The organism is Streptomyces sp. NPDC093225 (assembly GCF_044753805.1).
In the GTDB taxonomy this organism is placed as follows: domain Bacteria; phylum Actinomycetota; class Actinomycetes; order Streptomycetales; family Streptomycetaceae; genus Streptomyces.
Genome location: NZ_JBIVNX010000033.1, coordinates 15,093 through 41,305, shown reverse-complemented (window position 1 = coordinate 41,305; position 26,213 = coordinate 15,093). Strand labels below are relative to the sequence as shown.

The window sequence follows — 26,213 nt, the reverse complement described above, 5'->3', positions numbered from 1 at the left end:
CGCCGGACGGGCGTCCGCCCGCCCCGGGACCGGGTCGGCCCACGTCACACGCACACCCCTAGATCCCTCGACGACGACGGACGGACAGGTGGAACCAGTGACCCCTCAAGGTGGACGCAGGGCGTACGCCGCCCTCACGGTGATCGCCGCCGGAGCGCTCGCGCTCACGGCCTGCGGCGGCAGCGGCGGCGGGGACGACGGCGACGACGGCGCGAAGGACAAGGACAACGCGCAGCGCCAGCAGGCCCAGATCAAGTTCGGCACCGCGGCCGACTCCACGGGCCCGGCCGCCGCGGTCGCGGGCGCCAAGACGGGCGGCAAGCTGAGAGTGTTCCAGCGCGACAGCTTCGCGCACCTCGACCCGGGCCAGATCTACGTGTCCGACGAGATGGTGCTGTCCCAGCTGATCCACCGCGGTCTGACGGGCTACAAGGCCGACGCGACCGGCAAGGGCCACACCGTCGTCGGCGACCTGGCCACCGACAGCGGCACGCCCTCCGACGGCGGCCGGACGTGGAAGTACACCCTCAAGGACGGCATCAAGTTCGCCGACGGCACGCCCATCACCGCCAAGGACGTCCGCCACACCTTCGAGCGGCTGTTCTCCCAGGTCATCACCGAGGGCCCGACGTACGTCCAGCAGTGGATGGCCGACAAGCCGGGCGCCGAGTACCGCAAGCTGCTGCCGGACGGCCCGTACAAGGGGGCCCACCTGCCCGCGTCCGTCCTGGACACCCCGGACGGCAAGACGATCGTCTTCCACTTCGCCAAGCCCAAGGGCGACCTGCCGTACGCGCTGGCGATGGCCGGCTACAGCGTCGTCTCGATGAAGGGCGACACGCAGAAGGCGTACGACAAGGCCCCCGTCACCACCGGCCCGTACAAGATCAAGGAATTCAAGGCCGACAAGTCCATGACGCTCGTGCGCAACGAGAACTGGGACCCGAAGACGGACCCGATCCGCAACGCGTACGCGGACGAGTTCGACATCACCTTCAACCACCAGTACGAGGACTCCAGCCGCCGCCTCATCGCGGACACCGGCGAGAACCGCACCGCCCTCAGCTTCACCAACCAGGTGGACGCCACCAACCTGGCCAAGCTGCACGCGGACGCCAAGCTCAAGGCCCGCTCGGTGGACGGCTTCCAGCCGTACGTCGGCCAGATGAACATCAACACGAGCAAGCCGGAGCTCAAGGACGTCCGGGTGCGCAGGGCCATCGCCTACGCGCTGCCGGTCTCGCCCTTCGTCCGCGCGTACGGCGGCGAGGACGCCATGGCCATCGCGGGCGGCCTGATCTCGCCGACCGTCAGCGGGTACGCCGAGTCCGACCCGTTCGGCAAGAAGAAGAAGCCGGCCGGTGACCCGGCGAAGGCCAAGAAGCTCCTGGAGGAGGCCGGCAAGTCCGGGCTGAAGCTGACCTTCGGCTACATCAACACCCCCGAGGGCCAGCAGTACTCCAACGCGATGGCCGAGGGCCTGAAGAAGGCCGGCTTCGACGTCCAGCGCCAGGAGATCCCGAAGGACACGTACTACGACGTCATCAGCAAGGTGAACAACAAGTACGACATCTTCCACACCGCCTGGGGCGCGGACTGGCCCTCGGCCTCCACCGTCATCCCGCCGCTGTACGACGGCCGCCAGATCCAGGACGGCGCGCAGAACTACTCGCAGGTCAACGACCCCAAGGTGAACGCGGACATCGACCGGATCAACGGGATCACGGACGCCGTCCAGGCCGCCAAGGAGTGGAACAAGGTCAACGAGTACCTGCTCTCCGACGTGGTCAACGTCGTGCCGACCGGCTACTACAAGCAGGTGCAGATCGCCGGCTCGGGCGTCGGCGGCGTCGTCTACGACGACGTCATCGGCGGCATCGACCCGCGCAGGCTCTTCCTGAAGTAAGGCTCCCGGCGGGGTGGCCGCCCCGGCCACCCCGCCACCTCCTCCGCCCACCGCCGCCGCCGGGAGCTGCCGACCACCATGCTGCGCTTCCTCCTCCGCCGGACCCTCGGCTCCGTCGTGATCCTGCTGCTGATCAGCGTCTTCACCTTCTACCTCTTCTTCGCCATCCCGCACGACCCGGCCCTGCTCGCCTGCGGCAAGACCTGCACGCCGGACGCGCTGGCGGTGATCCACAAGAACCTCGGCATCGACGAGCCCGTCCCGGTCCAGTACTGGGAGTTCCTCAAGGGCCTGTTCGTCGGCCGCGACTTCGACCTCGGGCCGTGCCCCGCACCCTGTTTCGGCTACTCCTTCGCCAAGAGCGAGCCGGTCTGGGACCTGCTGCTGGACCGGTTCCCCGTCACCCTGTCGCTGACCGTGGGCTCCTCGGTGTGCTTCCTGCTCGTGGGCCTGGGCACCGGGATGGTCTCGGCCTGGCGCCGCGGCACCCTCACCGACAAGGTCTTCAGCGGCGGCTCGCTCGTCCTGAGCTCGATGCAGATCTACTTCCTCGGCCCGATGGCGCTCGCGGTCCTGGTCTTCCAGACCGAGCTGCTGCCGGAGCCCAAGTACACGGACTTCACCGAGAACCCGGTGGCCTGGTTCACCGGCCTGCTGCTGCCCTGGGTGATCCTCTCCACCATCTTCACCGGCAACTACACCCGCATGGCGCGCTCCACGATGGTCGAGCAGCTCCAGGAGGAGCACGTGAAGACCGCCCGCGCGAAGGGCATGTCCGGCCGGTACGTGTTCTTCCGCTACGCCTGGCGCGGCTCACTCGTACCGATCATCACCATCTTCGGCATCGACCTGGGCGGACTGCTCGGCGGCGCGATCATCACCGAGTACACCTTCGGCCTCACGGGCCTGGGCAACCTCTCGGTGCACGCCGTGACCGACTCCGACCTGCCGCTGCTGCTGGGCGTGATGCTCTTCGGCGCCGCCATGATCCTGCTCTTCAACATCATCGTGGACGCCCTGTACGCGTTCATCGACCCGCGCGTGCGGCTGGCCTAGGGGACGCCGAAGTGACCACTCTGACCAAGGAAGCGGGCGGCGGCGCCGCGGGAGGTACGGGCGCCTTCCTCTCGGTGCGCGACCTGTACGTGCGCTTCTCGACCGAGGACGGCGTCGTCAAGGCCGTCGACGGGCTGTCGTTCGAGCTGGAGCGCGGCCGGACCCTCGGCATCGTCGGCGAGTCCGGCTCCGGCAAGTCCGTGACGAACCTGACCGTGCTCGGGCTGCACAACCCGCAGTTCACGGAGGTCGCCGGGGAGATCGTGCTCGACGGGCAGGAGCTGACCGGCGCCCCGGAACGGACGCTGGAGAAGCTGCGCGGGAACAAGATGGCGATGATCTTCCAGGACGCGCTCACCGCCCTCTCGCCGTACTACACGATCGGCCGCCAGATCGCCGAGCCGTACATGAAGCACACCGGCGCCTCCCGCCGCGAGGCCTGGGCGCGGGCGGTGGAGATGCTCGCGAAGGTCGGCATCCCGCAGCCGGCGCTGCGGGCCAAGGACTACCCGCACCAGTTCTCCGGGGGCATGCGGCAGCGCGCGATGATCGCGATGGCCCTGGTCTGCAACCCCGACCTGCTGATCGCGGACGAGCCGACCACCGCCCTGGACGTCACCGTCCAGGCGCAGATCCTCGACCTGTTGCGCGACCTCCAGCAGGAGTTCGGCAGCGCGATCATCTTCATCACCCACGACCTCGGGGTGATCGCCAACACCGCCGACGACATCCTCGTGATGTACGGGGGCCGGGCGGTCGAGCGCGGCCCGGTGCGCGAGGTGCTGCGGGCGCCCCGGCACCCGTACACGTGGGGCCTGCTCGGTTCGATGCCCCGGCTCGGCTCGGACGTCGACACCGCGCTGAGCCCGATCCCGGGCAGTCCGCCCAGCCTGCTCGACCCGCCCCCGGGCTGCGCCTTCCACCCCCGCTGCGGCTTCACCGCGCAGGTGGGCGGGGGCCGGTGCGCGAGCGAGCGGCCGGTGCTGGCCGACGGGCGGGCGGGCGCCTGCCACCTGACCGACGAGCAGCAGCGGACCCTGTTCACCGAGCAGATCCTGCCCCGGCTCGGCCGGGCACCGAGGAGCCGGAAGCCATGAGCGAAGAGACCACCCTGCCCGCGCAGCGGGAACCGGCCGGAGCGGAGCCGGCCGCGGCGGGGGCGCCGGCCGCGCCCGCCGCGGGTGAGCCGCTGCTGGTGGCCCGGGGCCTGACCAAGCACTTCCCGATCATGGGCGGCTTCCCCTTCAAGCGCCGGATCGGCGCCGTCCGGGCCGTGGACGGGATCGACCTGACCGTGCACGCGGGCGAGAGCTTCGGCCTGGTCGGCGAGTCCGGGTGCGGGAAGTCGACGACGGGCCGGCTGCTGACCCGGCTGCTGGAGCCGACCGCCGGTTCGCTCTCGTACCGCGGCCGGGACATCACGCACGCCGGGCGCCGCCACCTGGCCCCCATCCGCTCCGAGATCCAGATGATCTTCCAGGATCCGTACTCGTCGCTGAACCCGCGCCAGACGGTCGGGACCATCATCCGCGGCCCGATGGAGATCAACGGGATCGAGCCGCCGGGCGGGCGCGAACGGCGGGTCCGGGAGCTGCTGGAGACGGTGGGGCTCAACCCCGAGCACTACAACCGTTTCCCGCACGAGTTCTCCGGCGGCCAGCGCCAGCGGATCGGGGTGGCCCGGGCCCTGGCCCTGGAACCGCGGCTGATCGTGGCCGACGAGCCGGTCTCGGCGCTCGACGTCTCCATCCAGGCGCAGGTGGTCAACCTGCTCCAGGAGCTGCGGCGGGAGCTGGGCATCGCCTTCGTGTTCATCGCCCACGACCTGGCGGTCGTACGGCACTTCTCGCAGCGGCTGGCCGTGATGTACCTCGGGAAGATCATCGAGGTGGGCGACCGGGACTCGATCTACCTGCGGCCGCGGCACCCGTACACGCACGCGCTGCTCTCGGCGGTCCCCGAGGCCGCGCTGACCGACGACGAGGAGCACGCGGCCCGGGAGCGGATCCGTCTGGCCGGGGACGTGCCCTCGCCGGTGGACCCGCCCTCGGGCTGCCGGTTCCGCACCCGCTGCTGGAAGGCGCGGGAGAAGTGCGCGGCCGAGGAACCGCCGCTGGTGCGGATCGAGGGCAACCGGGAAGGGCACCTGACGGCGTGCCACTTCCCGGAGGAACCGACGACCGCGGCCGGGGCGCGCGGCGAGGCGATCGTCCTCGACCCCGCGCTGGCCGCGCTGGAGGACTCCGCCGCGGACACCCCGTAGCGCAGCACCGCGGTGGTGCCCGTGCGTTCCGGGGAGCGCACGAGCGCGCCGCGCCGGCACCGTCGAGGAGGGCGACCTCCGCCCGGGGCCCTGTCCCTCCCCTCCGGCGGAGGCCCCCTACGCCCGGTCCGCGCCCCGGGCCAGGGCGGTGGCCGCCGTGTCGCAGCGGGCGGCGAGGGTGGTGACGCGGGCGCGGAGGGCGTCGGCGTCCGGGCCGGTCCAGGCGAGGGAGGCGACGGCCGCGCGGAGGCGGTCGGCCTGGGTCCGCAGGGACTCGGCGTGGGCGAGCAGGGAGGTGCCCGGCGGCAGGTGGCCGCCGGGGGCCGTCCCGCCCTGCGCGGTCGGGGCCCCGGTGCGCGGGCCCGGGAACGTGGTCACAGGCCCCTCCAGGGGGAGAAGGCGTTGTCGACGCCGGCCAGGGCCGGGCCGAGCTCCGGGTGGTGCCGCAGCAGGACGGTGACCATGGTGTTGCGGTCGATCCACTCCAGCCCCTCGGGGGTGTAGACCTCGGGCCGGTAGTCGGTGGTGAAGAACCGGTCGCTCTTGAGCCGGCGGCTGGCCATCAGGATGAAGATGCGGAAGAGGCTGTCGCTGAAGCCGAAGCCGGCCGGCCGTGGCTCGGCCAGGTTGCCGACCAGGGTGTCGACCCGGTCGAGCCGGCCCTCGTAGACCTCCCTCAGCAGCGGGGTGTCCCCGGGGTGTCCGCCGGTGAGCTCCTCGAAGGAGGTGACCGGCCGCTTGCGGAGCATGCGCCGGTAGGCGTTGTAGCGGGGGATGCCGCGCTCGCGGTCGCGCAGGACGTCGACCGTGGCCAGGTCGACGTGCTCGCCGGAGAGCCGGGCCAGGTTCCGCAGGGCGTCGGGGTGGTTGTGCAGGACCAGCGCGCCGGGGTGCTCGGTGCCGAAGGTGTAGAGGAGGTCGCTCGTGCCGTGGTCGTCGACGGCGGTGCGGGTGGCGGCGCCCTGCACCGCGTCGAAGCCGACGGTCTTGAGCACGCCGCCGGCCCGGTGGTCGCGGAGGGTGATCTCGTCGGGGATCAGCGGGTGCAGCCGGTAGGCGGAGACGAACTCCTCGGTCATGGAGAACGGCGCCGCGTGGTGGTCGGTCGGGGAGCCGAGGATGCCGCTGAGCATCTCCCCCGCGCCGATCCGGCCGAACTGCCGGGTGACCCAGCGGGGCAGTACGCCGTACCAGTTGGCGTTCATCGCGCGGCGCAGCACGGGCGTGTCGAGGATGCCGGGGGTCCACTCCACCGTGTGGATCTTCGCCATCAGGGCGGTGTTGACCAGTCGGGCGGTGTGGAAGGTCCGCTCGTCGTCCCAGGTGGGGTGCTGGGCGGCGAGCAGGTCGCAGATCGCGTTGTGCTCCTTGGCGAAGAGGGTGTGGAGCAGCGAGAGGCCGACCCAGTAGTCGCTGTTGAAGCCGGTGGCGTCCAGGCAGTCCAGGCCCGGGCGGGGGTCGGCCGGCAGCCGGCCGTCGACGAGGATCAGCTTGCCGCGCTCGCCGGTGCGCAGGGAGCGGCAGCGGGCCTCGTCGCTGCCGTAGACCTGGGAGCCGTCCCACCAGTGCGTGACGGTGTTCTCGTACGTCGGCGGGGCGTCGGGCGTGGTGTGGGCGACGGGGTCGGGGCGGGTGCGGCGGATCCGCATCGGGCACTCCCCCGCCCAGTCGTCGTCCGCGGCGAGCGGGACGGTGAAGGGCTCGGCCTCCTCGTTGTCGCCGTGGTTGGCCCAGCCGTGGTTCTGGAACTGGATCCAGGCGGCGGCCAGCAGGTTGAGGGTGGGCGCCGGGGTGAAGGAGCGGCGGGCGAGCAGCTGCCGGCTGATCTCGCGCGGGCTCGGGTCCATCAGGTCGCCGTCGTCGTCCGGGTGGGAGAGGGCGAGGGGGGCGTTGCGGTCCAGCCGGGTGCCTGCCCGGCCCATGTCCTCGTCGTGCGGGTCGTAGCCCGATCCGTCGTACGAGCGGTACGGGGCGAGGCGCCGGGGGGCGCGGCGGGGGCGTTCGCCGCCGGCGCCGTAGGTGTCGTACAGGTTCTCGCGGCGCAGGTCGTCGCGGAGCACGCGGAGGTTCAGCAGGGCGAGCGGGCCGGGCAGCTCCCACCACTCGCGGGTGCGGTTGACGCGGGCGAAGGCGGCGGAGCCGAACCGCTCCAGCGGGCCGGGCGGCGGGTACGGGGGCGGGGTGGGGGCACCGGAGGCCGGGGTGCGTGGGCCGGGGACGGCGGAGCGGGCGTCGGCGGCGGACCGGTCCGCGGCTTCGTCCGCGGGTGCTGCGTCGGGGGTGGCGGTCATGGGCGATGTCCTCAGCGGGTCGGGGGCGGCGGAGGGGGCGGTCGGAGGAGCGACGGAGGGGCGGTCGGGGTGGGCCCGCCGGCTCAGCGGTCGTGCAGGGTGAAGAAGCGGGCGGCGGCCGGGCGGCCGCGGTAGGCGGCGAGCTCCTTGTCGACCCGGGCGGCCACGTCGGGGACGTCGTGGCGGAGGTTGTGCGCGTACCGCTCCGCCGCGTGGCACAGCGGGAAGGCGTGGGTGTCGTCGGTCCAGGTGAACTCGGTGAAGCAGGCGGGCAGTCCGTACGGCGAGACGGCCGACCGGCCCTCCAGGCTCGGCACGATGTCGTGCTCGTTGACCAGGGAGAACACCCGGGTCGCAGGGTCGGCCGGGCGCTTGTGGTCGATCGGCGAGCCGACCGCGACCACGTGCGTGACGGTGTAGACGGCCGTGAAGTCCCGGCTGCCGGCGAGGTTCATGGCGGTGATGCCGCCCTGGCTGTGGCCGACGAGGGCGAGCTCGGCGCCGGAGGGGACGCTCTGGCGCAGCGCCTTGGTGACGGCCCGGGTGTAGGGGGTCTCGGTGGCGCCGACGGCGTCGATGGCGCCGATGAGGTCCTGGGGGCTGTCGTGGTTGGGCTTGCCGGGGGCCATGCCGGCGAGTTGGACGACGTACCGGCGCACCCCGTCGGGGCCGGTGACGGGCTGGACCAGGAGCAGCCCTCCGGTGCCGATGAGGCCGATGTTGCGGACGTAGCCGGTGATGGTGCCGGAGGTGTCGACCCGGTCGCGCAGGGCGGCGTCGGGGCGGTGCGGTTCGGCGCGGCCGGGACCGCGGTCCAGGCGGGACCAGACGGGGGCGGCCACGCCGAGCAGGGGCTCGGAGGTGAGCGGGCGGCCGGTGGCGATCTGCCAGCCGGCGCGGTCGTTGAAGGGGTTCTCGTCGGTGAGCGCGTTCCAGGCGAGCACGTCGGTGAACGACGGCGCGAGGATCGCGAGGGCGTACTCCGCCCCGCGCTCGGTCATGAGCCGGCGGAAGTGGCCGGCGGCCTCGGTCTGCCGGTCGGCCTCGATGGCGCGCAGCACCTTGGCGGCGGTGCCGTGGTCGAGGAGTTCGGGGTGCGAGACGGCCGCGGCCCGGATGCGGGCCTTGAGGCCGGTGACGGCGAGCGAGACGGCCAGCGACTCGCGGCTGGTGAGCACCCCGGCCAGCCAGCCGGCCCGGGCCAGGAGTCCGCGGCCGCGCCAGGCCCAGCCGAGCCCTTCGGGGTCGGTGAGGGCGCGCAGCAGGGCCCGGCGGGCGGGGGCGGGCAGTCGCCCGCCCCCGGCCGCCGGGCCGCCGAGGGCGAGTCCGGAGGCGTGCGCCGCGGCCTCCCCGACGGCCTCGGCGGCCTCGGCCAGGACCCGGCAGAGGTGGTGCAGGGAGGCCACGTCCGGCTCGCGGGCGGCCGCGGCGGTGGCGTCGGAGGTCACGGCTTCGGGCATGAGGGGGCGGGCTCTCCTGGTGGGGTCCGGCTGCGGGTACGGGTACGGGACGGGTTCGGGTACGGGACCGGTCGGGCGGGCCGGGGCGGGGGAACGGCCCGCCCGACCGGAGCGGAACGGCCGCCGGGACGGGCGGCGGACCGTGGGGGCCGTGGCGGACGGCCGGTGGCGGACGGCCGGTGGCGGATGGCCGGTGGTGGATGGCCGGTGGTGGATGCCGCGGCGTGCGCGGCGACGTGACCGGCGCGCCGGGCCCGGCCTCCGGTGGGGCTCGCCCGGCGGTGGGCGGCGGGGACCCTCAGCGCGGGCGGAGGGTCAGCCGGATCGCCGGGGTGTCCACCGCCCCCGGCAGCGGCCCGACCGGGTCGAGGCGCGGCCGGGCGCCGGTGATCCGGTGGTCGCGCAGCACCCGCGCGCAGACCGCGGCGGTGAGCAGCAGTCCGAGCTGGTCGCCCGGGCAGCGGCCGCCGCCGTGGCTGAACGGGGCCGTCGCGGTGTCCCGGTCGGCCTCGGGGCGCAGCCACCGACCGGGTACGAACAGGTCGGCGCCCGCGACGTGCGCGGGGTCGCGCTGGTGGAACCCGATGGGCACCAGGACCGTGGTGCCGGGCGGATGGTGCACCCCGCGCCACTCCGTCTCGGCGCGGGTGACCCGTACCAGGTCCGGGACGAGCGGGTAGAGCCGCAGGGACTCCTGGACGCAGGCCCGCAGCCGGTCCATGTCCTGCGGCTCGGCGTCGGCCGGGACCAGCGCGGCCGCCTCCTGCTCGGCCGGGTGCGCGGCCAGCAGCATCAGGGTGCGGGCTGCGACCGGGGCGCAGGCGTCGAGGGCGGCCAGCCAGTGGTGGGTCTGGGCCAGCGGGTCCGTGCCCGGCGGGTTGTCCGTCCGCAGTGCCCGGGCGGCCAGGGTGTGGGCGGGGGCGTCCGCGGCGTACTCGGCGATCCGGGCGGACGCGCGCTCGTACAGCGCACGGGTCGCGGCCCGGCGGCCCGTGCGCAGCCCCATCCAGTTGCCCTCGGCCCGCAGCGCGGTGAGCCAGCCGCCGAACTCCTCGTCGCCGGCCGCCCGGTCGCCGAGCACGAGCCGGCGGGAGATCCGGGTCAGGACCCGCTGGATGCGCCCGTACGGCAGGGTCCCGCCGTGGGTGAGGGAGGCGCACTCCTCCTCGACCACCGCGAGGTACTCCGCGCAGGACGGGTGCACCGGCTGGTCCCAGCCGAGCACCTCGTCGTTGACCCGGCGCAGCCGCTCGCGCAGTTCGCCGTGGGTGCACAGGACCCCGTCGGGCTCGAAGGCCGAGAACGCCCGCTTCTTGTCGTCGGCGTCCATGGCCAGGACGGGCACCGGCAGGGCGAAGAACGTCCGGACGTCGGCCGGGTCGAGGAGCACCAGCACCTCGCCCGACAGGCCCCGCACCCGTACGGGCGCCCCGCCGTGCCGGGCGCGCAGGGCGCGCAGGGTGGCGGCCGACCAGGCCGCCTGGTCGAGCGCGGCGTACGCGGCCAGCACCGGCGGGCGGGGGCTGACGACTCCGCGCACGAAGGCGGGCAGGGTGTGGGTGGCGACGAAGCGCAGGGTCTCGGTGCGGGAGGCCCGGGCGGTCCGCGGGATGGGGAGGCGGGCCCGGGGGGCGGTGGTCCCACCGGTGTCGGGGCCGGCGTCGGGGCCGGAGCCGGGGCCGGGGCCGGGGCCGGAGCCGGAGCCGGTGACCGGGCAGCCCGCAGGGATGGCGGCGGGGGACGCGGGTGCCGCGTCCGCGGCGGCGGGATCCGTGGAGGCGGTCACGCGAACACCACCTTGCCCGGGTTGAGCAGGTTCTTCGGGTCGAAGAGCCGCTTGAGGCCGCGCTGGAGCTCCAGCGACGCGGGGTCGAGTTCGCGGGTGAGCCAGTCGCGCTTGAGGGTGCCGATGCCGTGCTCGCCGGTGGTGGTGCCGCCCAGCGCCAGGCCGGCCGCCATGATCTCGTCGTACGCCGTCCTGGCCCGCTGCGTCTCCGCGGGGTCGGACTCGTCGAAGACGACGGTGGGGTGGAGGTTGCCGTCCCCGGCGTGTCCGAGGGTGAAGATCCGCAGCCGGTGGCGGCGGGCGATCTCCTCGATGGTGCCGATGAACTTGGCCAGTTCGGAGCGGGGCACGGCCACGTCCTCGATGAACGCGGTCGGCGTGCCGGGCAGTTCCGCCGCGCACCGGGCGAGCGCCGGGCTGACCAGCCGGCGGGCCTCGATGACGCGCCGGGACTCCTCGGGGGTGGTGGCGCTGACCACGTGGTCGGCACCGGCCTCCTTGCAGAGCAGGGCCATCGCGTCCAGGTCGGCGGCCGGTCGGGCGCTGTCGCTCTCCACGATCAGGGTGGCCGCGCTGTCGCCGCGCAGCAGCGGGTGGCCGTGGTCGGCGACGGCCCGGGTGGTGGCCCGGTCGAGGAGCTCGAGGGCGGAGGGGGTGTGGCCGGCGGCGATGACGGCGGCCACCGCGTCCCCGGCCGAGGTCAGGGTCGGGAACTGGGCGAGCAGCGAGAGGGCGGGCGGACGCAGCGGGCGCAGCGCCAGGGTCGCGCCCACGACCACGGCGAGGGTGCCCTCGGAGCCGACGACGAGGCGGGTGAGGTCGTAGCCGGCCACGCCCTTGGCGGTGTCCCGGCCCGTGCGCATGCGCCGTCCGTCGGGCAGGACGAGGTCGAGGCCGAGGACGTAGTCGGCGGTGACCCCGTACTTGACGCAGCAGATGCCGCCGGCGCCGGTGGCGATGTTGCCGCCGATGGTGCAGCGCTCCCAGGACGCGGGGTCGGGCGGATAGGTCAGGCCGTGCGAGGCGACCGCCTCGTTGAGGTGCTTGGTGACGACCCCGGGCTCGCAGCGGACGAGGCGGTTGGCGGGGTCGACGGCGAGGATGCGGTCCATGCGGGCGGTGGACAGCAGCACGCAGCCGTCGACGGCGTTGGCGGCACCGGCCAGGCCGGTGCGGGCGCCCTGGGGAACGACGGGGACGCCGAGTCCGTACGTGGTGGCGAGGATGTGCTGGACCTGCTCGGGGGTGCTGGGCAGGGCCAGGGCAGCGGGGGTGCCGCAGTCGGAGAAGGGGGCCGAGTCGCGGGCGTGGGCGGCGAGCTGGACCGGGTCGGTGATCAGGGCGTCGGCGGGGAGGTGGGCGAGGAGCTGGTCGACGAGCTCGGGGTGGGGCATGCCGGTGCCTTCCGGACGGTACGCGGGACAGGGGAGGGGCGCGCTGCGGGGGCGGGGGCTCGGGGGACTCCCGCCGAGGGCCTTCAGAGGGAGGGGAGTTCCGTCGTGACCGGTACGTCGATGAGCACGGGGCCGTCCTGCTGGGCGGCGGACTCGCGGACGAGCTTGGCGAGTTCGCCGGCGCCGGTGGCGCGGTGGGCGCGGACGCCGTAGCCGGTGGCGACGGAGGCGATGTCGAGGCCGGGGATGTCGAGGCCGGGGGCGCCGGCGGCCCGCTCGACCTGGGCGAACCAGTGGAGGATGGCGTACCGCTGGTTGCTGAGCACCACGTACGTGACCGGGATCTTGTAGGCGGCGGCGGTCCACAGGGCCTGGACGGCGTAGTGCATCGAGCCGTCGCCGATGACGGCGACCACGGGTCGGTCCGGGCGGCCGAGCTGGGCGCCGACGGCGGCGGCCGCGCCGTAGCCGAGCCCGCCGCCGGCGGTGAAGAAGAACGAGTGCGGGCGGCTGATGCGGGTCGCCTCGTGGAACTGCGGGAGGTTCGACGGCGACTCGTTGACCCAGAGCGTGTCGGCGGGGGCGCCCTGGGCGACGGCGGTGAGGGCGGCGAGCGGAGTGAGCGCGCCGTCGTCGGTCACGGCCTCGGGGGTGTCGGTGCCGGCGTTCGCCGGTGCCGCCACGCCGTCGCGCGCTTCCGCCGTGCGGCCGCCCGCTTCCGCCACGCCGTCGTCGCCCGCTTCCGCCCCGCGGCCGCCCGCCTGCCGTCCGCGCTCCCCCAGTTCCCGGACGAGCTCGCGCACCGTCGGCGCGAGGTCGGCCACGAGCGCGTCGCCGACGGGGGCCCGGGCCGCCTCGTCGGCGTCGCGGGTGAGCAGGACGAGCGCGGCGCCCTCGGGCAGGTAGTCGCCGGGCAGGTAGGGGTAGTAGCAGAAGACCGGTGCGCCGACGACGAGGACGAGGTCGTGGCCCGCCAGGCAGCGGGCGAGCGGGGCGATGGCCGGGGGCAGGGTGCCGCGGTAGCGGGGGTGGGTCTTCGGGAAGGAGACCCGGCCCTCGGTGGGCGCGGACCAGACGGGCAGGCCGGCGCGTTCGGCGAGCGCGACGACGGCGTCCCAGGCGCCGGGCGCGGCGTCCACGTCGTTGCCGACGACGAGGACGGGGTCGGCGGCGCGGGCGATCCGGTCGGCCAGGTCGCGTACGGCGTCCGGGGCGGGGCGGGTCGCGTGGCGGACCCGGCGGGCGGCGGTGGTGCGCGCGGCCCGGTCCTCGTCCTCGTCCAGGGGCGCGTCGAGGTCGTCCATGGGGAGGGAGAGGAACACCGGTCCCTGGGGCGGGGTTTCGGCGATCTGGACGGCCCGGGCCAGGGCGGTGGCCGCGTCCGCGGGGCGGGGCGGCTCGTACGCCCACTTCACGGCGGGCTGCGGCAGCAGGGTGGGCTGCGGGTTGGTGAGCAGGGCCTCCATGGTGAGCATGGGACGCACCTGCTGGCCGGCGGTGACCACCATGGGCGTGCGGTTGGCGCGGGCGTTGAGGATCGCCCCCATCGCGTTGCCGGTGCCGGGGGCGGTGTGCAGGTTGACCAGGGCGGTGGTGCCGGTGGCCATCGCGAAGCCGTCGGCCATGCCGGCGACCACGGCCTCCTGGAGGCCGAGCACGTAACGGAAGTCGTCGGGGAAGTCCTTGAGCATCGGCAGCTCGGTGGAGCCGGGGTTGCCGAAGACCGTGGTCATCCCCCGGGTCCGCAGAACGTCGAGCACGGCTTCGCGAACGGTGCGCATGTGATCCCCTCGGCGCAGGCGACACTGTCGGTGATCAATCCAGCACGCTCCGTGGATCTTGGCAAAATCCCCACGCTCTGCACTCGCGCCTGGTATATGCGCCCCCGCACCCCGTACGTCCCAAGGCGCGCGCCCCCCACCCCCGTCCACCCCCGGCCCCGCGGATCCCCCGCAGGGGTGAGCGTTCATACGAGCCCACGATCGACGGACCGCCAGGAAGGCACCGGGGCCGGCCCGGACGGCCGACGGGGCGCGCACCACCCACCGGTTCTGCGAGCTCCCCGACCCGGCGGTCCTCGACCACGTCCCGGTCGACGACGCCGAGGACCCCGCCGCCACCGTCCGCGGCGCGTGCGGACACCGCTGCCCGCAAAAGGGTTTGCCGGGGGCGGGCGGGGCCGTCGAGAGTGGGGCGATGCTGACCGTACGGCCCGCGGGGCCCAGTGACGCCGCCGACATCTGCGGCCTGATGAACGCCGTCGACGTCATCGAGCTCGGCCACCCCGAGACCGACCTGGGCGAGGTGGAGTCCGACCTCCTGCACCCCGAGATGGACCTGGCCCGCGACTCGTGGCTGGCCCTCGAGGACGGCAAGGTGGTCGCGTACGCCTGCCTGTGGTGCGACGGCGATCCCGAGCGGATCGACTCCGACCACTACGTGCTGCCGGACCACCAGGCGGCCGGCGAGCGGCTGCTCGCACTGCTGGAGGCGCGGGCGCTGGAGCGGGCCCGGGAGGGCGGCGGCGCGCGGGCCGTGGTGCACCTGCAGCTGAACTCGGCGCCGACCACCGACACCGCTGTCCTGGGCGGCCGCGGCTGGCGCACGGTCCGCCGCTACTACGTGATGACCCGCGCGGTGTCCCGTACGGCCGATCTGCCGCCCGCCCCGCCCGAGGGGCTCGCGCTGCGCGACTGCACGGACGAGGCGGACCGGCGGGTGGCGCACGCCCTCCTGATGGAGAGCTTCGCGGACCACTTCGACCACCAGCCGCGGACGTACGAGCAGTGGCTCGCCGACATAGGGGCGGTGCGCGGCGAGGTCGACTGGTCCCTGGTGTGGATCGCCCGGCTCGCGGACCACGGCGACGTCGCGGTGTGCATCAGCCGCGACAACCGGGCCGCCATGGGCTGGGTGCGCAGCCTCGGCGTGCGCAAGGACGTACGCGGCCGGGGCATCGGCGGCCACCTGCTCCGGCACGCCTTCGCCGTGTACGCCGCCCGGGGTCGGGACACGCTGGGCCTGGGCGTGGACACGCAGAACGCGAGCGGGGCCCTGGCGCTGTACGAGGCGCACGGGATGAGTCCCCGGTACTCGGTCGACACCTGGGAGGTCACCCTGTCCTGACCCGCCGCGGGAGCGAGGCCCGCCGGCCGGCCCCGCCCGGGTGACGGCCGGTCGGCTGAACGGCGGGTGACGCCCGGTCGCGGACGGGCGCGCATAATGTGCGTGACCCACCTGTTTGGGGTGATATTGGCGCCTAAGTGAGTCCTGGGAGCCAATAGGAGGCACTCCATGCGCGGAGCCACCCACGCCAAGTGGGCCGCATGTGCGGTGGCCGTAGCCCTCGCGGCGACGGCATGCGGCGGAGGAAGCGACAGCGGCGGCGGGGGCGACGGCATCGTCAGTTCCTCCTGGGGCGACCCCCAGAACCCGTTGGAGCCGGCGAACACGAACGAGGTCCAGGGCGGCAAGGTCCTCGACATGATCTTCCGGGGTCTGAAGCGGTACGACCCCAAGACCGGCGCGGCCGACAACATGGTCGCCCAGTCGATCGACACCACCGACCAGCAGAACTTCACGGTCACGCTCAAGAACGGCTGGAAGTTCAGCAACGACGAGCCGGTGACCGCGAGCTCCTTCGTCGACGCCTGGAACTACGCCGCCGACGTGCGCAACAAGCAGAACAACGCGCCGTTCTTCTCCAACATCGTCGGCTACGACGACCTCCACCCGGAGAGCGGCGAGCCCAAGGCCAAGACCATGAGCGGCCTGGTCGTGAAGAACGACACGACCTTCACCGTCGCCCTGAAGGACAAGTTCTCCACCTGGCCCGACACCCTCGGCTACCAGGCCTTCTCCCCGCTCCCGAAGGCCTTCTTCACCGACCACGCCGGCTGGCTGAACAAGCCCGTCGGCAACGGCCCGTACACCGTGGACTCGTACACCAAGGGCACCGGCATGAACCTGCGCGCGTGGACCGGCTACACCGGCCCCGACAAGGCGCAGAACGGCGGCGTGGACCTGAAGGTCTACACGGACAACAACACCGCCTACACCGACCTCCTGGCCGGCAACCTCGACCTCGTCGACGACGTGCCCGCGTCACAGCTCAAGAACGTCAAGAGCGACCTCGGCGACCGCTACATCAACCAGCCGGCGCTCATCATCCAGACCCTCACCTTCCCGCTGTACGACCCCCAGTGGGGCAAGCCGGGCATGGAGAAGGTCCGCCAGGGCATCTCCCGCGCGATCAACCGCCCGGAGATCACCAAGCAGATCTTCCAGGACACCCGCAGCCCCGCCCAGGACTGGACCTCCTCGGCCCTGGGCGAGAAGGGCGGCTTCGCGAACATCTGCGGCGACCTCTGCACGTACGACCCGGCGGCGGCCAAGCAGCTCATCCAGGAGGGCGGCGGCCTGCCCGGCGGCAAGATGACGATCACCTCGAACGTCGACACCGGCTCGCACCGCGTCTGGATGGACGCCGTCTGCAACAGCATCAACAACGTCCTCGGCCAGGGCGCGGTCTGCACCGTCAACCCGGTCGGCACCTTCGCGGACTTCCGCAACCAGCAGAGCTCCTTCAAGCTCACCGGCCCCTTCCGGTCCGGCTGGCAGGGCGACTACCCGCTGATCCAGAACTTCCTGCAGCCGCTGTACTACACCGGCGCCTCCTCCAACTACGGGAAGTTCAGCAACCCCGACTTCGACAAGCTCGTCGACCAGGCCAACCAGGAGAGCGACACCGCCGCGGCGATCGCGAAGTTCCAGGACGCCGAGAAGATCCTGGCGGCGCAGATGCCGTCGATCCCGCTCTGGTACCAGAACGGCAGCGCGGGCTACTCGGAGCGGCTGTCGAACGTCTCGCTCAACCAGTTCAGCGTCCCGGTCTACGACCAGATCAAGGTCAGCTGACCCACCCGACCCCGCACTGGGCACACCGGCGGCGGCGCGTACGCCCTCGCGCCCCGCGCCGCCGCCGGCGCACCCACCCGGACCCTGGAGCCGTCCATGGGACGCTACGTCATCCGGCGGCTGCTGCAGATGATCCCGGTCTTCATCGGCAGCACCTTCCTGATCTTCGTCATGGTGTACGCGCTGGGCGACCCGGTCGCGGCCCTCTTCGGCGACAAGGCCCCCGACCCCGCCACCGCCGCCCGCATCCGCAAGGACCTCTACCTCGACCAGCCCCTGTGGAAGCAGTACCTGCACTACATGGGCCAGATCTTCCAAGGCGACTTCGGCACCGCCTTCAACGGCCAGCCGGTCACCGAACTGATGGCCTCGGCCTTCCCCGTCACGCTGCGCCTGACGATCATCGCGATCCTCATCGAGATCATCGTCGGCATCACCTTCGGCGTGATCAGCGGCCTGCGCCGCGGGCGGGCCGTCGACACGACGCTGCTGGTCCTCACCCTCGTCGTCATCTCCGTCCCGACCTTCGTGACCGGCTACCTCCTCCAGTACGTCCTCGGCGTGAAATGGGGCTGGGTGTCGCCCACCGTCTCCTCCGACGCACCGTTCAACGAGCTGATCCTGCCCGGCATCGTGCTGGCCCTGGTGTCCCTCGCGTACGTCACCCGGCTGACCCGCACCTCCATCGCCGAGAACACCAAGGCCGACTACGTCCGCACGGCCACCGCCAAGGGCCTGCCCCGCCACCGGGTCATCACCCGGCACCTGCTGCGCAACTCCCTGATCCCGGTGGTCACCTTCATCGGCACCGACATCGGCGCCCTGATGGGCGGTGCCATCGTCACCGAGCGGATCTTCAACATCCACGGCGTCGGCTACCAGCTCTACCAGGGCATCCTGCGCAACAACTCCCCCACGGTCGTGGGCTTCGTGACCATCCTCGTCATCGTCTTCCTGCTCGCGAACCTGCTCGTCGACCTGCTCTACGCGGTCCTGGACCCGAGGATCCGTTATGCCTGAGCCCGACCCCGAGCGCCCCCCGACCGAGCCGGACGTCCCCGAACGCACCGAGCAGCCCGGCGTCCCCGGGCACTACGACCCCCTGCGACCCGGACGCCGGGAAGCGATCGCCCCCACCGGACAGGGCGGACCCATGGACCTCGCACTCGACGAGGCCGAGAGCCTGGAGAAGTCCCTCGACAACGAGGGCGGCTCCGGGCCGGCTCAGAAGCCCCGCAGCCTGTGGTCGGACGCCTGGCACCAGCTGCGCCGCAACCCGGTCTTCATCATCTCCTCACTGCTGATCCTGTTCCTGGTCGTCATCGCCATCTGGCCCCAGCTGATCGCCTCCGGCGACCCCCTCCAGTGCGACCTGTCCAAGTCCCAGCAGGGTTCCGAGCCCGGCCACCCGTTCGGGTACGACACCCAGGGCTGCGACGTGTACACCCGGACGGTCTACGGCGCGCGGGCCTCCATCACGGTCGGCATCTGCGCGACCGTCGGCGCGGCCCTGCTCGGCTCGTTCCTCGGCGGGCTGGCCGGGTTCTTCGGCGGCTGGTACGACTCGGTGCTCTCGCGGGTCGCCGACATCTTCTTCGGCATCCCCGTCGTCCTCGGCGGCCTGGTGTTCCTGTCCGTGGTCACCAGCACCACCGTGTGGCCGGTGGTCGGCTTCATCGTGCTGCTCGGCTGGCCGCAGATCGCCCGCATCGGCCGCGGCTCCGTCATCACCGCCAAGCAGAACGACTACGTGCAGGCCGCCCGCGCCCTCGGCGCCGGCAACGGGCGCATGCTGCTGCGGCACGTCGCCCCCAACGCCGTGGCCCCGGTCATCGTCGTCGCGACGATCGCCCTGGGCACGTACATCGCCCTGGAGGCCACCCTGTCCTTCCTCGGCGTCGGGCTGCGCCCGCCCACCGTCTCGTGGGGCATCGACATCTCCAACGCCGCCCCGCAGATCCGCAACGCCCCGCACATGCTGCTGTGGCCCGCGGGCGCGCTGAGCATCACGGTGCTCGCGTTCATCATGCTCGGCGACGCGGTGCGCGACGCCCTCGACCCCAAGCTGCGCTGAGGCGCGCCCTTCCAAGGAGATCCGAGGAGAGTCGGAAGATGCTGCTCGAAGTCCGCGATCTGCACGTGGAGTTCAAGACCAGGGACGGGGTCGCCAAGGCCGTCAACGGGGTCAACTACTCGGTCGAGGAGGGCGAGACCCTGGCCGTGCTGGGCGAGTCCGGCTCCGGCAAGTCCGTCACCGCGCAGGCCGTCATGGGCATCCTCGACGTGCCCCCCGGCCGGATCGCCGGCGGCGAGATCCTCTTCAAGGGCGAGGACCTCCTGAAGATGAAGGAGGACCAGCGGCGCAAGGTCCGGGGCGCCGGGATGGCGATGATCTTCCAGGACGCGCTGTCCTCCCTCAACCCCGTGCTGACCGTGGGCGCCCAGCTCGGCGAGATGTTCCAGGTGCACCGCGGGATGTCCCGCAAGGACGCCAGGGCCAGGGCCGTGGAACTGATGGACCGGGTGAAGATCCCGGCCGCCGCGCAGCGGGTGACGGACTACCCGCACCAGTTCTCCGGCGGCATGCGCCAGCGCATCATGATCGCCATGGCGCTGGCCCTGGAGCCCTCGCTGATCATCGCCGACGAGCCGACCACCGCCCTGGACGTGACCGTCCAGGCGCAGGTGATGGACCTGCTCGCGGAGCTCCAGCGGGAGCTCAACATGGGCCTGATCCTCATCACCCACGACCTCGGCGTCGTCGCCGACGTCGCCGACAAGATCGCGGTCATGTACGCCGGCCGGATCGTGGAGCAGGCGCCCGTCCACGAGATCTACAAGGCGCCGGCCCACCCGTACACGCGGGGCCTGCTGGACTCGATCCCGCGGCTGGACCAGAAGGGCCAGGAGCTGTACGCCATCAAGGGCCTGCCGCCGAACCTGCTGGCCATCCCGTCCGGCTGCGCCTTCCACCCGCGCTGCCCGATGGCCCAGCCGGTGTGCCGGACCGACGTGCCACCGCTGTACCCCGTCACCGAGTCGCCCGTACCCCGCGCGAGCGCCTGCCACTTCTGGAAGGAGTGCCTCCATGCCTGAGGCGACGACCGCGACGGCGGCGACGGCCAGGGGGACCGGAGCCCTCCTGGAGGTCCGCGACCTGGTCAAGCACTTCCCGCTGACCCAGGGCATCCTCTTCAAGAAGCAGATCGGCGCGGTCAAGGCCGTCGACGGCGTCTCGTTCGACCTGCGCGAGGGGGAGACCCTCGGCATCGTGGGCGAGTCCGGCTGCGGCAAGTCCACCGTCGCGAAGATGCTGGTCAACCTGGAGCGGCCGACGGCCGGCTCGATCTCGTACAAGGGCGAGGACATCACCAAGCTGTCCGGCCGGGCGCTGAAGGCCGTCCGCCGCAACATCCAGATGGTGTTCCAGGACCCGTACACCTCGCTCAACCCCCGCATGACGGTGGGCGACATCATCGGCGAGCCGTACGAGATCCACCCCGAGGCGGCACCCAAGGGCGACCGGCGGCGCCGGGTGCAGGACCTGCTCGACGTCGTCGGCCTGAACCCGGAGTACGTCAACCGCTACCCGCACCAGTTCTCGGGCGGCCAGCGCCAGCGCATCGGCATCGCCCGCGGCCTCGCGCTCAACCCCGAGATCATCATCTGCGACGAGCCGGTCTCCGCCCTCGACGTCTCGGTGCAGGCCCAGGTGGTCAACCTGCTGGAGCGGCTGCAGGACGAGTTCAGGCTCTCCTACGTCTTCATCGCCCACGACCTGTCGATCGTCCGGCACATCTCCGACCGGGTCGGGGTCATGTACCTCGGCCGCATCGTCGAGACCGGCACCGACGCGCAGATCTACGACCACCCCACCCACCCGTACACCCAGGCGCTGCTCTCGGCGGTGCCGGTCCCGGACCCCGCGGCGCGCGAGCACCGCGAGCGGATCATCCTCACCGGCGACGTGCCCTCCCCGGCGAACGTGCCCTCCGGCTGCCGGTTCCGCACCCGCTGCTGGAAGGCGCAGGAGCGGTGCACGATCGAAGTCCCGCTGCTGGCCGTGCCGGAGGCGTTCCGGGCCGCGGGGGGCCCGGCGGCCCACCCCTCCGCCTGTCACTTCGCCGCCGAGAAGACGGTGGTCCCGCCCGAGGGCCACCTCCCCCCGCCCCCGCCACCACCCCCGCCGACGGGCACCGACGCCTAGGGACGGTCCGGCGGACACCCCCTTCCGGTCCGGACGGGGCCGGCGGCGAGACCCGCGTCACGCCCGCCGGACCCGCGATCATGGAACCGAACGCTCCGGTCAGCCCGTCTGGGCTCACGTCCCCAAGAACCGGAGAACCCCTCGACCATGGCAACACCGCACCAACCGACCAACCCCGCTCCCGCAGCCGGTGGTTACCCGCAGCCACCCGCCAACTCCGCTCCCATGCCCGGCGGTTACGCACCCCACGCTCCCGACGGTCACGCCGCCCCGGGCGGTTACGCCGCACCGGCCCCCGGCGGTTACGCCGCCCCACCCCCCGGCGGCCACGCCGGACCCGTGCCGGCCGGGCAGGCCGGCACCGGCCCGGTCTACTTCGTGCCGCCGACCACGTGCCGCGCGTGCGGCGGCCAGGCCGTCGCGTACACCAAGGTGCGGGCCCACGTGGGCTTCCTCGTCGTCATGCGGTTCGAGCACCTGGACGGACCGTTCTGCCGGACCTGCGGCCTGTCCGTCGTCCGCCAGATGACGACCAGGGCGCTGATGCTGGGCTGGTGGGGGCCGCTCTCCCTGGTGATCTTCAACCCGTTCACGCTGCTGTGGAACCTGCGCGCCCACCTCACGTACCGCAAGCTGCCCCCGTGCCCGCCGGCCCCGGGACGCGTCCAGCTGGAGCCGGGCCTGCCCGTGCTGAAGCGGCCGCAGGCCTACGCGGCGCTCATCCCCCTGGCCTGGGCGATCTGGGTCGTGACCCAGATCGTGGCGCACGCCTGACCCCGGCCCGACCCCGGCCGGAAACGCCACAGGGCGCCCGGGCCGCTCGGAAGCGGCTCGGGCGCCCTGGGGACGTACCGGGAGGATCAGACGACGCCGAGGACGTCCTTGTCCTCCGCGAAGTGGCAGGCCGACTCGTGCGCGGCCGGGGAGTCCGAGCCCTTGAAGCGCTCGGGGATCGCCAGCACGGGCACCTCCTCGGCGCACTTGTCCTGGGCCTTCCAGCAGCGGGTGCGGAAGCGGCAGCCCGACGGCGGGTTGGCCGGCGAGGGGACGTCACCGGTGAGGATGATCCGCTCGCGGTGCTCGCGCGCGTCCGGGTCCGGGACCGGGACGGCGGAGAGCAGCGCCTGGGTGTAGGGGTGCGTCGGGTGGTCGTAGATCTGCACGTCGGTGCCGATCTCGGCCATCTTGCCGAGGTACATCACGCCCACGCGGTCCGAGATGTGCCGGACGATCGACAGGTCGTGCGCGATGAAGACGTAGGAGAGGTTGAACTCGTCCTGCAGCTTCTCCATCAGGTTGACGACCTGCGCCTGGACGGACACGTCCAGGGCGGAGACCGGCTCGTCGCAGATGATGATCTCGGGGTTGAGCGCGAGGCCGCGGGCGATGCCGATGCGCTGCCGCTGACCGCCCGAGAACTGGTGCGGGTAGCGGTTGATGTACTCCGGGTTCAGGCCGACGACGTCGAGGAGCTCCTGCACCTTGCGGCGCCGGTCGCCCTTCGGGGCCACCTCGGGGTGGATCTCGAAGGTCTCGCCGATGATGTCGCCCACCGTCATACGGGGGTTGAGCGAGGTGTACGGGTCCTGGAACACCATCTGGATGTTGCGGCGGACGGCCTTGAGGGCGCGACCCGACAGCTTGGTGATGTCCTGGCCCTTGTAGAAGACCTCGCCCGCGGTGGCGCGCTCCAGGTTCATCAGCAGCTTGGCGACCGTGGACTTGCCACAGCCGGACTCGCCGACGATGCCCAGGGTCTCGCCCTGGTACAGGTCGAACGAGACGCCGTCGACGGCCTTGACGGCGCCGACCTGCTTCTTGAACAGGATGCCCTGGGTCAGCGGGAAGTGCTTGACCAGGTTGCGCACCTGCAGGATCGGCTCGCCCTTGGCGACGGGCGCGCTGATCGCGGCCTCGACGGCCTCGGCGGAGACGGCTTCCTCGGCAGCCCCGTCGTTCTTGCTGAGCTCAGCCATGGATCGTCTCCTTCCAGAAGTGGCAGGCGCTCTTGCGGCCCGGCAGCTCGCTGCCGTCCTGCTCGGTCACCAGCTGCAGCGCCGGGACCTCGGTCCGGCACACGTCCTGGACCGCGGTGCAGCGCGGGTTGAACGAGCAACCGCTCGGGAGGTTGAGCAGGTTGGGCGGCAGGCCCTTGATCGCGAAGAGCTCCGAGCCCTTCTGGTCGAGCCGCGGGATCGAGTCCAGCAGGCCCTTGGTGTACGGGTGCGCCGGGCGCTTGTAGATCTCGTGGACCGGGGCGGTCTCGACGATCCGGCCGGCGTACATGACCGCGATCTTGTCCGCGACGTCGGCGACGACGCCGAGGTCGTGGGTGATCAGGATCAGGCCCATGTTCATCTCGCGCTGGAGCTCCGCCAGCAGGTCCATGACCTGCGCCTGGACGGTCACGTCCAGGGCGGTGGTGGGCTCGTCGGCGATGATCAGGTCCGGCTCGAGGGCCAGGGCCATGGCGATCATGATGCGCTGGCGCATACCGCCGGAGAACTGGTGCGGGTAGTCGTTGACCCGGGCCTTGGCGGCGGGGATCTTCACCCGGTCCATCAGCTCGATGGCCTTGGCCTTGGCGTCCTTGGCGGACATGCCCTCGTGGACGCGGAACATCTCGCCCAGCTGGTAGCCCACGTTGAGCACGGGGTTCAGGGAGGACAGCGCGTCCTGGAAGATCATGGCGATCTTCCGGCCACGGATCTTCCGGCGCTCCTCGTTGCTCATCTTGAGCATGTCCTGGCCGCGGAAGACGATCTCGCCCTTCGGGATGCGGCCGGGGGGCATGTCGAGGATGCCCATGATCGCCTGCGCGGTGACGGACTTGCCGGAGCCGGACTCGCCCAGCACGGCCAGCGTCTCGCCGGCGTCGACGGAGTAGTTGACGCCGTTGACGGCCTTGGCGACACCCTCACGGGTGTGGAACTCCACGTGCAGGTCTCGGACTTCGAGCAGCGAGCCCTGGTAGTCCTTCTCCCCGTTGCGCGGGGCCGGGACCGTCGCGGTCTTGTCGGTGGTGGTCACGTACGCCCTCCTCAGCGCAGCTTGGGGTCGAGGGCGTCGCGCACTGCGTCGCCGAGCATGATGAACGCCAGCACGGTGAGGCTCAGCATGCCTGCGGGGAAGAACAGCGCGTGCGGGGCCGTGCGGATCACGCGCTGGGCCGACGAGATGTCGATGCCCCAGCTGATGGTCGGGTCCTGCAGACCGATACCCAGGTAGCTCAGGGTCGCCTCGGCGCCGATGTAGCCGCCGAGCGCGATGGTCGCGACGACGATCACGGGCGCGATGGCGTTCGGCACGATGTGGCGGAGCATGATCCGCCAGGTGCCGGCGCCCAGCGCGCGGGCGGCGGTGACGTAGTCCGCCTCCTTGGCGATGATCACCGCACCGCGCATGACGCGGGTCATCTGGGTCCAGCCGAGGAACGTCATCGCGAAGACCACGGTCCAGATGGTGCGGTCGGCGAAGGCGTTCAGGATGACCAGCGAACCCAGCAGCAGCGGGATGCCGAAGAAGATGTCGGTGATGCGGGAGACGACGGTGTCGACCCAGCCGCCGAAGTAGCCGGCGATCAGACCGGTGATGCCACCGATGATCGTGACGGCGGCGGTGACGCAGATGCCGACGGTGATCGAGGCGCGGGCGCCGTAGATCATGCGGGCGTAGATGGAGCGGCCCTGGCCGTCGTAACCGAACCAGTCGGGCTGGAACAGGTGGCCCCAGCTCGGCGTGGTCAGGTAGTGGTTGCGCAGGTCGCCGGCGCGCGGGTCCACCGAGGTGAACAGGCCGGGCGCGATGGCGATGGCGATGAGCAGGACGATCAGCGCGAGCGAGAGGACGAAGACCGGGCGGCGGCGCAGGTCGCCCCACGCGTCCGACCAGAGGCTGCGGGCCTTGTCGTCCTTCTTGGCCGGCGCCGCGGCGGCGGCAGCGGTCTGCTCGGTCACGGCCTCGGCCGTCTGGATGGTGTCAGGCATACCGGATCCTCGGGTCCAGGACGGCGTAGAGCAGGTCGACGATCAGGCTGGAGAGCAGGTAGACGACGACGAGCACGGTCACGAAACCGACCACCGTCGCACCCTCCTTGCCGTTGATCGCTCGGTAGAGCGCGTTGCCCACGCCCTGCACGTTGAAGATGCCCTCGGTGACGATGGCGCCGCCCATGAGGGCGCCCAGGTCGGTACCGAGGAAGGTGACCACGGGGATCATCGAGTTGCGCAGCAGGTGGCGGCCGATGATCCGGCGGCGGGGCAGGCCCTTGGCCACCGCGGTGCGGATGTAGTCCGAGCGCATGTTCTCGACGATCGAGGTACGCGTCAGACGGGCGACGTACGCCAGGGACAGCGAGCCGAGGACGATGGCCGGCAGCATCAGCTGCTGGAGGTCCATCGAGTCCTGGACGGTCGGGGTGACCCAGCCGAGGCCGTCGGAGAAGACGGCCTGCAGGACGTACGCGAGAACGAAGATCGGCATGGAGATCACCAGCAGGGTGACGACCAGCACGAGCTTGTCCATGAGCTTGTTGCGGCGCAGACCCGCGAGAACGCCGAGCAGGATGCCCAGGACGAGCTCGATGCCGAAAGCCAGCAGGGCGAGGCGGACGGTGACGGGGAGGGCCTCACCCATCACGTCCGTGACCTCACGGCCGGACATCGTCTTGCCGAAGTCGAACTGAACCAGGTTGGTGATGTAGTCCAGGTACTGCTTCCACAGCGGCTGGTCCAGGCCCAGTTCGTGCTTGATGGACGCGAGCTGGGCGGGGTCTGCCGCCTTGTCGCCCCACATGGCTCGGACGGGGTCGCCCGGGAGGGCGTACACCATCAGGAAGATGAGCAAAGTGGTCCCGAGGAATACCGGGATCATCTGGAGCAGTCGCCTCGCGACATAGCGCCCCATGGTGCCTCCATTGGTGGTCGGCGCGACA

21 protein-coding genes are annotated in these 26,213 nt (G+C 72.2%); 11 read left to right on the top strand and 10 right to left on the bottom strand.

Annotation, left to right across the window (positions count from 1 at the left end; all coding sequences use genetic code 11):
• Positions 1 to 97 precede the first annotated feature (97 nt).
• The 4 genes from ACIQCH_RS26395 (at position 98) to ACIQCH_RS26380 (ending at position 5,225) form a co-directional block, all read left to right on the top strand.
• The gene (locus tag ACIQCH_RS26395; RefSeq protein ID WP_402584772.1) at positions 98 to 1,906 is read left to right on the top strand and encodes an ABC transporter substrate-binding protein; all 1,809 of its coding nucleotides are present in this window, start codon (positions 98 to 100) and stop codon (positions 1,904 to 1,906) included.
• Between the two features lie 78 nt (positions 1,907 to 1,984).
• Positions 1,985 to 2,962: an ABC transporter permease gene (locus ACIQCH_RS26390; RefSeq protein ID WP_402584770.1), complete on the top strand. Its 978-nt coding sequence runs from the start codon at positions 1,985 to 1,987 to the stop codon at positions 2,960 to 2,962.
• A gap of 11 nt (positions 2,963 to 2,973) precedes the next feature.
• Positions 2,974 to 4,059: an ABC transporter ATP-binding protein gene (locus ACIQCH_RS26385; RefSeq protein ID WP_402584768.1), complete on the top strand. Its 1,086-nt coding sequence runs from the start codon at positions 2,974 to 2,976 to the stop codon at positions 4,057 to 4,059.
• Positions 4,056 to 5,225, top strand: a complete 1,170-nt coding sequence (locus ACIQCH_RS26380) for an ABC transporter ATP-binding protein (protein WP_402584766.1) — start codon at positions 4,056 to 4,058, stop codon at positions 5,223 to 5,225. The genes ACIQCH_RS26385 and ACIQCH_RS26380 overlap by 4 nt, the downstream gene beginning before the upstream one ends.
• Positions 5,226 to 5,342: 117 nt before the next feature.
• Here the strand turns inward: ACIQCH_RS26380 and ACIQCH_RS26375 are convergent, their stop codons facing one another.
• The 6 genes from ACIQCH_RS26375 to mdlC all read right to left on the bottom strand — a co-directional run bounded on the left by ACIQCH_RS26375 (position 5,343) and on the right by mdlC (position 13,937).
• Complete coding sequence (locus ACIQCH_RS26375) at positions 5,343 to 5,603, bottom strand: hypothetical protein (protein ID WP_402584764.1); 261 nt, start codon at positions 5,601 to 5,603, stop codon at positions 5,343 to 5,345.
• Entirely contained in the window at positions 5,600 to 7,516 is a 1,917-nt protein-coding gene (locus ACIQCH_RS26370) for a peroxidase family protein (RefSeq protein ID WP_402584762.1), read from the bottom strand. The genes ACIQCH_RS26375 and ACIQCH_RS26370 overlap by 4 nt, the downstream gene beginning before the upstream one ends.
• 83 nt (positions 7,517 to 7,599) lie before the next feature.
• A complete protein-coding gene (locus tag ACIQCH_RS26365; protein WP_402584760.1) occupies positions 7,600 to 8,976 on the bottom strand; it encodes a hypothetical protein in 1,377 nt (458 codons plus the stop codon).
• Between the two features lie 298 nt (positions 8,977 to 9,274).
• Positions 9,275 to 10,762, bottom strand: a complete 1,488-nt coding sequence (locus ACIQCH_RS26360; RefSeq protein WP_402584758.1) for a cytochrome P450 — start codon at positions 10,760 to 10,762, stop codon at positions 9,275 to 9,277.
• On the bottom strand, positions 10,759 to 12,156 hold the full coding sequence (locus ACIQCH_RS26355) for an FAD-binding oxidoreductase (RefSeq protein ID WP_402584756.1): 1,398 nt from the start codon (positions 12,154 to 12,156) through the stop codon (positions 10,759 to 10,761). Before ACIQCH_RS26355 ends, ACIQCH_RS26360 begins: the two co-directional genes overlap by 4 nt.
• An 83-nt stretch (positions 12,157 to 12,239) precedes the next feature.
• Entirely contained in the window at positions 12,240 to 13,937 is a 1,698-nt protein-coding gene (gene mdlC, locus ACIQCH_RS26350) for a benzoylformate decarboxylase (RefSeq protein ID WP_402584754.1), read from the bottom strand.
• 415 nt (positions 13,938 to 14,352) lie between these two features.
• Here mdlC and ACIQCH_RS26345 point away from each other — a divergent pair, with 415 nt between their 5' ends.
• From ACIQCH_RS26345 to ACIQCH_RS26315, 7 genes are all read left to right on the top strand, one after another.
• A complete protein-coding gene (locus ACIQCH_RS26345; RefSeq protein WP_402584753.1) occupies positions 14,353 to 15,282 on the top strand; it encodes a GNAT family N-acetyltransferase in 930 nt (309 codons plus the stop codon).
• A gap of 168 nt (positions 15,283 to 15,450) precedes the next feature.
• A complete protein-coding gene (locus tag ACIQCH_RS26340) occupies positions 15,451 to 17,073 on the top strand; it encodes an ABC transporter substrate-binding protein (protein WP_402584751.1) in 1,623 nt (540 codons plus the stop codon).
• Between the two features lie 96 nt (positions 17,074 to 17,169).
• On the top strand, positions 17,170 to 18,093 hold the full coding sequence (locus ACIQCH_RS26335) for an ABC transporter permease (protein ID WP_030203873.1): 924 nt from the start codon (positions 17,170 to 17,172) through the stop codon (positions 18,091 to 18,093).
• A gap of 133 nt (positions 18,094 to 18,226) precedes the next feature.
• Entirely contained in the window at positions 18,227 to 19,147 is a 921-nt protein-coding gene (locus ACIQCH_RS26330; protein ID WP_402584847.1) for an ABC transporter permease, read from the top strand.
• 38 nt (positions 19,148 to 19,185) lie between these two features.
• Positions 19,186 to 20,169 carry an ABC transporter ATP-binding protein gene (locus tag ACIQCH_RS26325; RefSeq protein ID WP_402584749.1) on the top strand — a complete coding sequence of 328 codons (984 nt, stop codon included), beginning with the start codon at positions 19,186 to 19,188 and terminating at the stop codon, positions 20,167 to 20,169.
• Positions 20,162 to 21,280, top strand: a complete 1,119-nt coding sequence (locus ACIQCH_RS26320) for an ABC transporter ATP-binding protein (RefSeq protein WP_402584747.1) — start codon at positions 20,162 to 20,164, stop codon at positions 21,278 to 21,280. Before ACIQCH_RS26325 ends, ACIQCH_RS26320 begins: the two co-directional genes overlap by 8 nt.
• Before the next feature lie 147 nt (positions 21,281 to 21,427).
• Entirely contained in the window at positions 21,428 to 22,054 is a 627-nt protein-coding gene (locus tag ACIQCH_RS26315; protein WP_402584745.1) for a hypothetical protein, read from the top strand.
• Positions 22,055 to 22,140: 86 nt separating this feature from the next.
• On the opposite strand, the gene ACIQCH_RS26310 is transcribed toward ACIQCH_RS26315, so the two are convergent.
• Genes ACIQCH_RS26310 through ACIQCH_RS26295 form a run of 4 tightly spaced genes read right to left on the bottom strand, consistent with a single transcriptional unit; the run spans position 22,141 to position 26,185 of the window.
• On the bottom strand, positions 22,141 to 23,256 hold the full coding sequence (locus tag ACIQCH_RS26310; RefSeq protein WP_402584743.1) for an ABC transporter ATP-binding protein: 1,116 nt from the start codon (positions 23,254 to 23,256) through the stop codon (positions 22,141 to 22,143).
• Positions 23,249 to 24,310, bottom strand: coding sequence for an ABC transporter ATP-binding protein (locus tag ACIQCH_RS26305; protein WP_402584741.1), 1,062 nt, complete (start codon positions 24,308 to 24,310; stop codon positions 23,249 to 23,251). Before ACIQCH_RS26305 ends, ACIQCH_RS26310 begins: the two co-directional genes overlap by 8 nt.
• Positions 24,311 to 24,321: 11 nt before the next feature.
• Positions 24,322 to 25,266, bottom strand: a complete 945-nt coding sequence (locus ACIQCH_RS26300) for an ABC transporter permease (RefSeq protein WP_402584739.1) — start codon at positions 25,264 to 25,266, stop codon at positions 24,322 to 24,324.
• Positions 25,259 to 26,185, bottom strand: coding sequence for an ABC transporter permease (locus ACIQCH_RS26295; RefSeq protein WP_402584737.1), 927 nt, complete (start codon positions 26,183 to 26,185; stop codon positions 25,259 to 25,261). Before ACIQCH_RS26295 ends, ACIQCH_RS26300 begins: the two co-directional genes overlap by 8 nt.
• Positions 26,186 to 26,213: the final 28 nt, after the last annotated feature.

Coding starts and splice junctions, on each gene's coding strand:
- ACIQCH_RS26390 (WP_402584770.1), top strand. CDS start 1,985: ATGCTGCGCTTCCTCCTCCGCCGGACCCTCGGCTCCGTCGTGATCCTG.
- ACIQCH_RS26380 (WP_402584766.1), top strand. CDS start 4,056: ATGAGCGAAGAGACCACCCTGCCCGCGCAGCGGGAACCGGCCGGAGCG.
- ACIQCH_RS26370 (WP_402584762.1), bottom strand. CDS start 7,516: ATGACCGCCACCCCCGACGCAGCACCCGCGGACGAAGCCGCGGACCGG.
- ACIQCH_RS26365 (WP_402584760.1), bottom strand. CDS start 8,976: ATGCCCGAAGCCGTGACCTCCGACGCCACCGCCGCGGCCGCCCGCGAG.
- ACIQCH_RS26355 (WP_402584756.1), bottom strand. CDS start 12,156: ATGCCCCACCCCGAGCTCGTCGACCAGCTCCTCGCCCACCTCCCCGCC.
- mdlC (WP_402584754.1), bottom strand. CDS start 13,937: ATGCGCACCGTTCGCGAAGCCGTGCTCGACGTTCTGCGGACCCGGGGG.
- ACIQCH_RS26345 (WP_402584753.1), top strand. CDS start 14,353: ATGCTGACCGTACGGCCCGCGGGGCCCAGTGACGCCGCCGACATCTGC.
- ACIQCH_RS26340 (WP_402584751.1), top strand. CDS start 15,451: ATGCGCGGAGCCACCCACGCCAAGTGGGCCGCATGTGCGGTGGCCGTA.
- ACIQCH_RS26335 (WP_030203873.1), top strand. CDS start 17,170: ATGGGACGCTACGTCATCCGGCGGCTGCTGCAGATGATCCCGGTCTTC.
- ACIQCH_RS26330 (WP_402584847.1), top strand. CDS start 18,227: ATGGACCTCGCACTCGACGAGGCCGAGAGCCTGGAGAAGTCCCTCGAC.
- ACIQCH_RS26325 (WP_402584749.1), top strand. CDS start 19,186: ATGCTGCTCGAAGTCCGCGATCTGCACGTGGAGTTCAAGACCAGGGAC.
- ACIQCH_RS26320 (WP_402584747.1), top strand. CDS start 20,162: ATGCCTGAGGCGACGACCGCGACGGCGGCGACGGCCAGGGGGACCGGA.
- ACIQCH_RS26315 (WP_402584745.1), top strand. CDS start 21,428: ATGGCAACACCGCACCAACCGACCAACCCCGCTCCCGCAGCCGGTGGT.
- ACIQCH_RS26310 (WP_402584743.1), bottom strand. CDS start 23,256: ATGGCTGAGCTCAGCAAGAACGACGGGGCTGCCGAGGAAGCCGTCTCC.
- ACIQCH_RS26300 (WP_402584739.1), bottom strand. CDS start 25,266: ATGCCTGACACCATCCAGACGGCCGAGGCCGTGACCGAGCAGACCGCT.
- ACIQCH_RS26295 (WP_402584737.1), bottom strand. CDS start 26,185: ATGGGGCGCTATGTCGCGAGGCGACTGCTCCAGATGATCCCGGTATTC.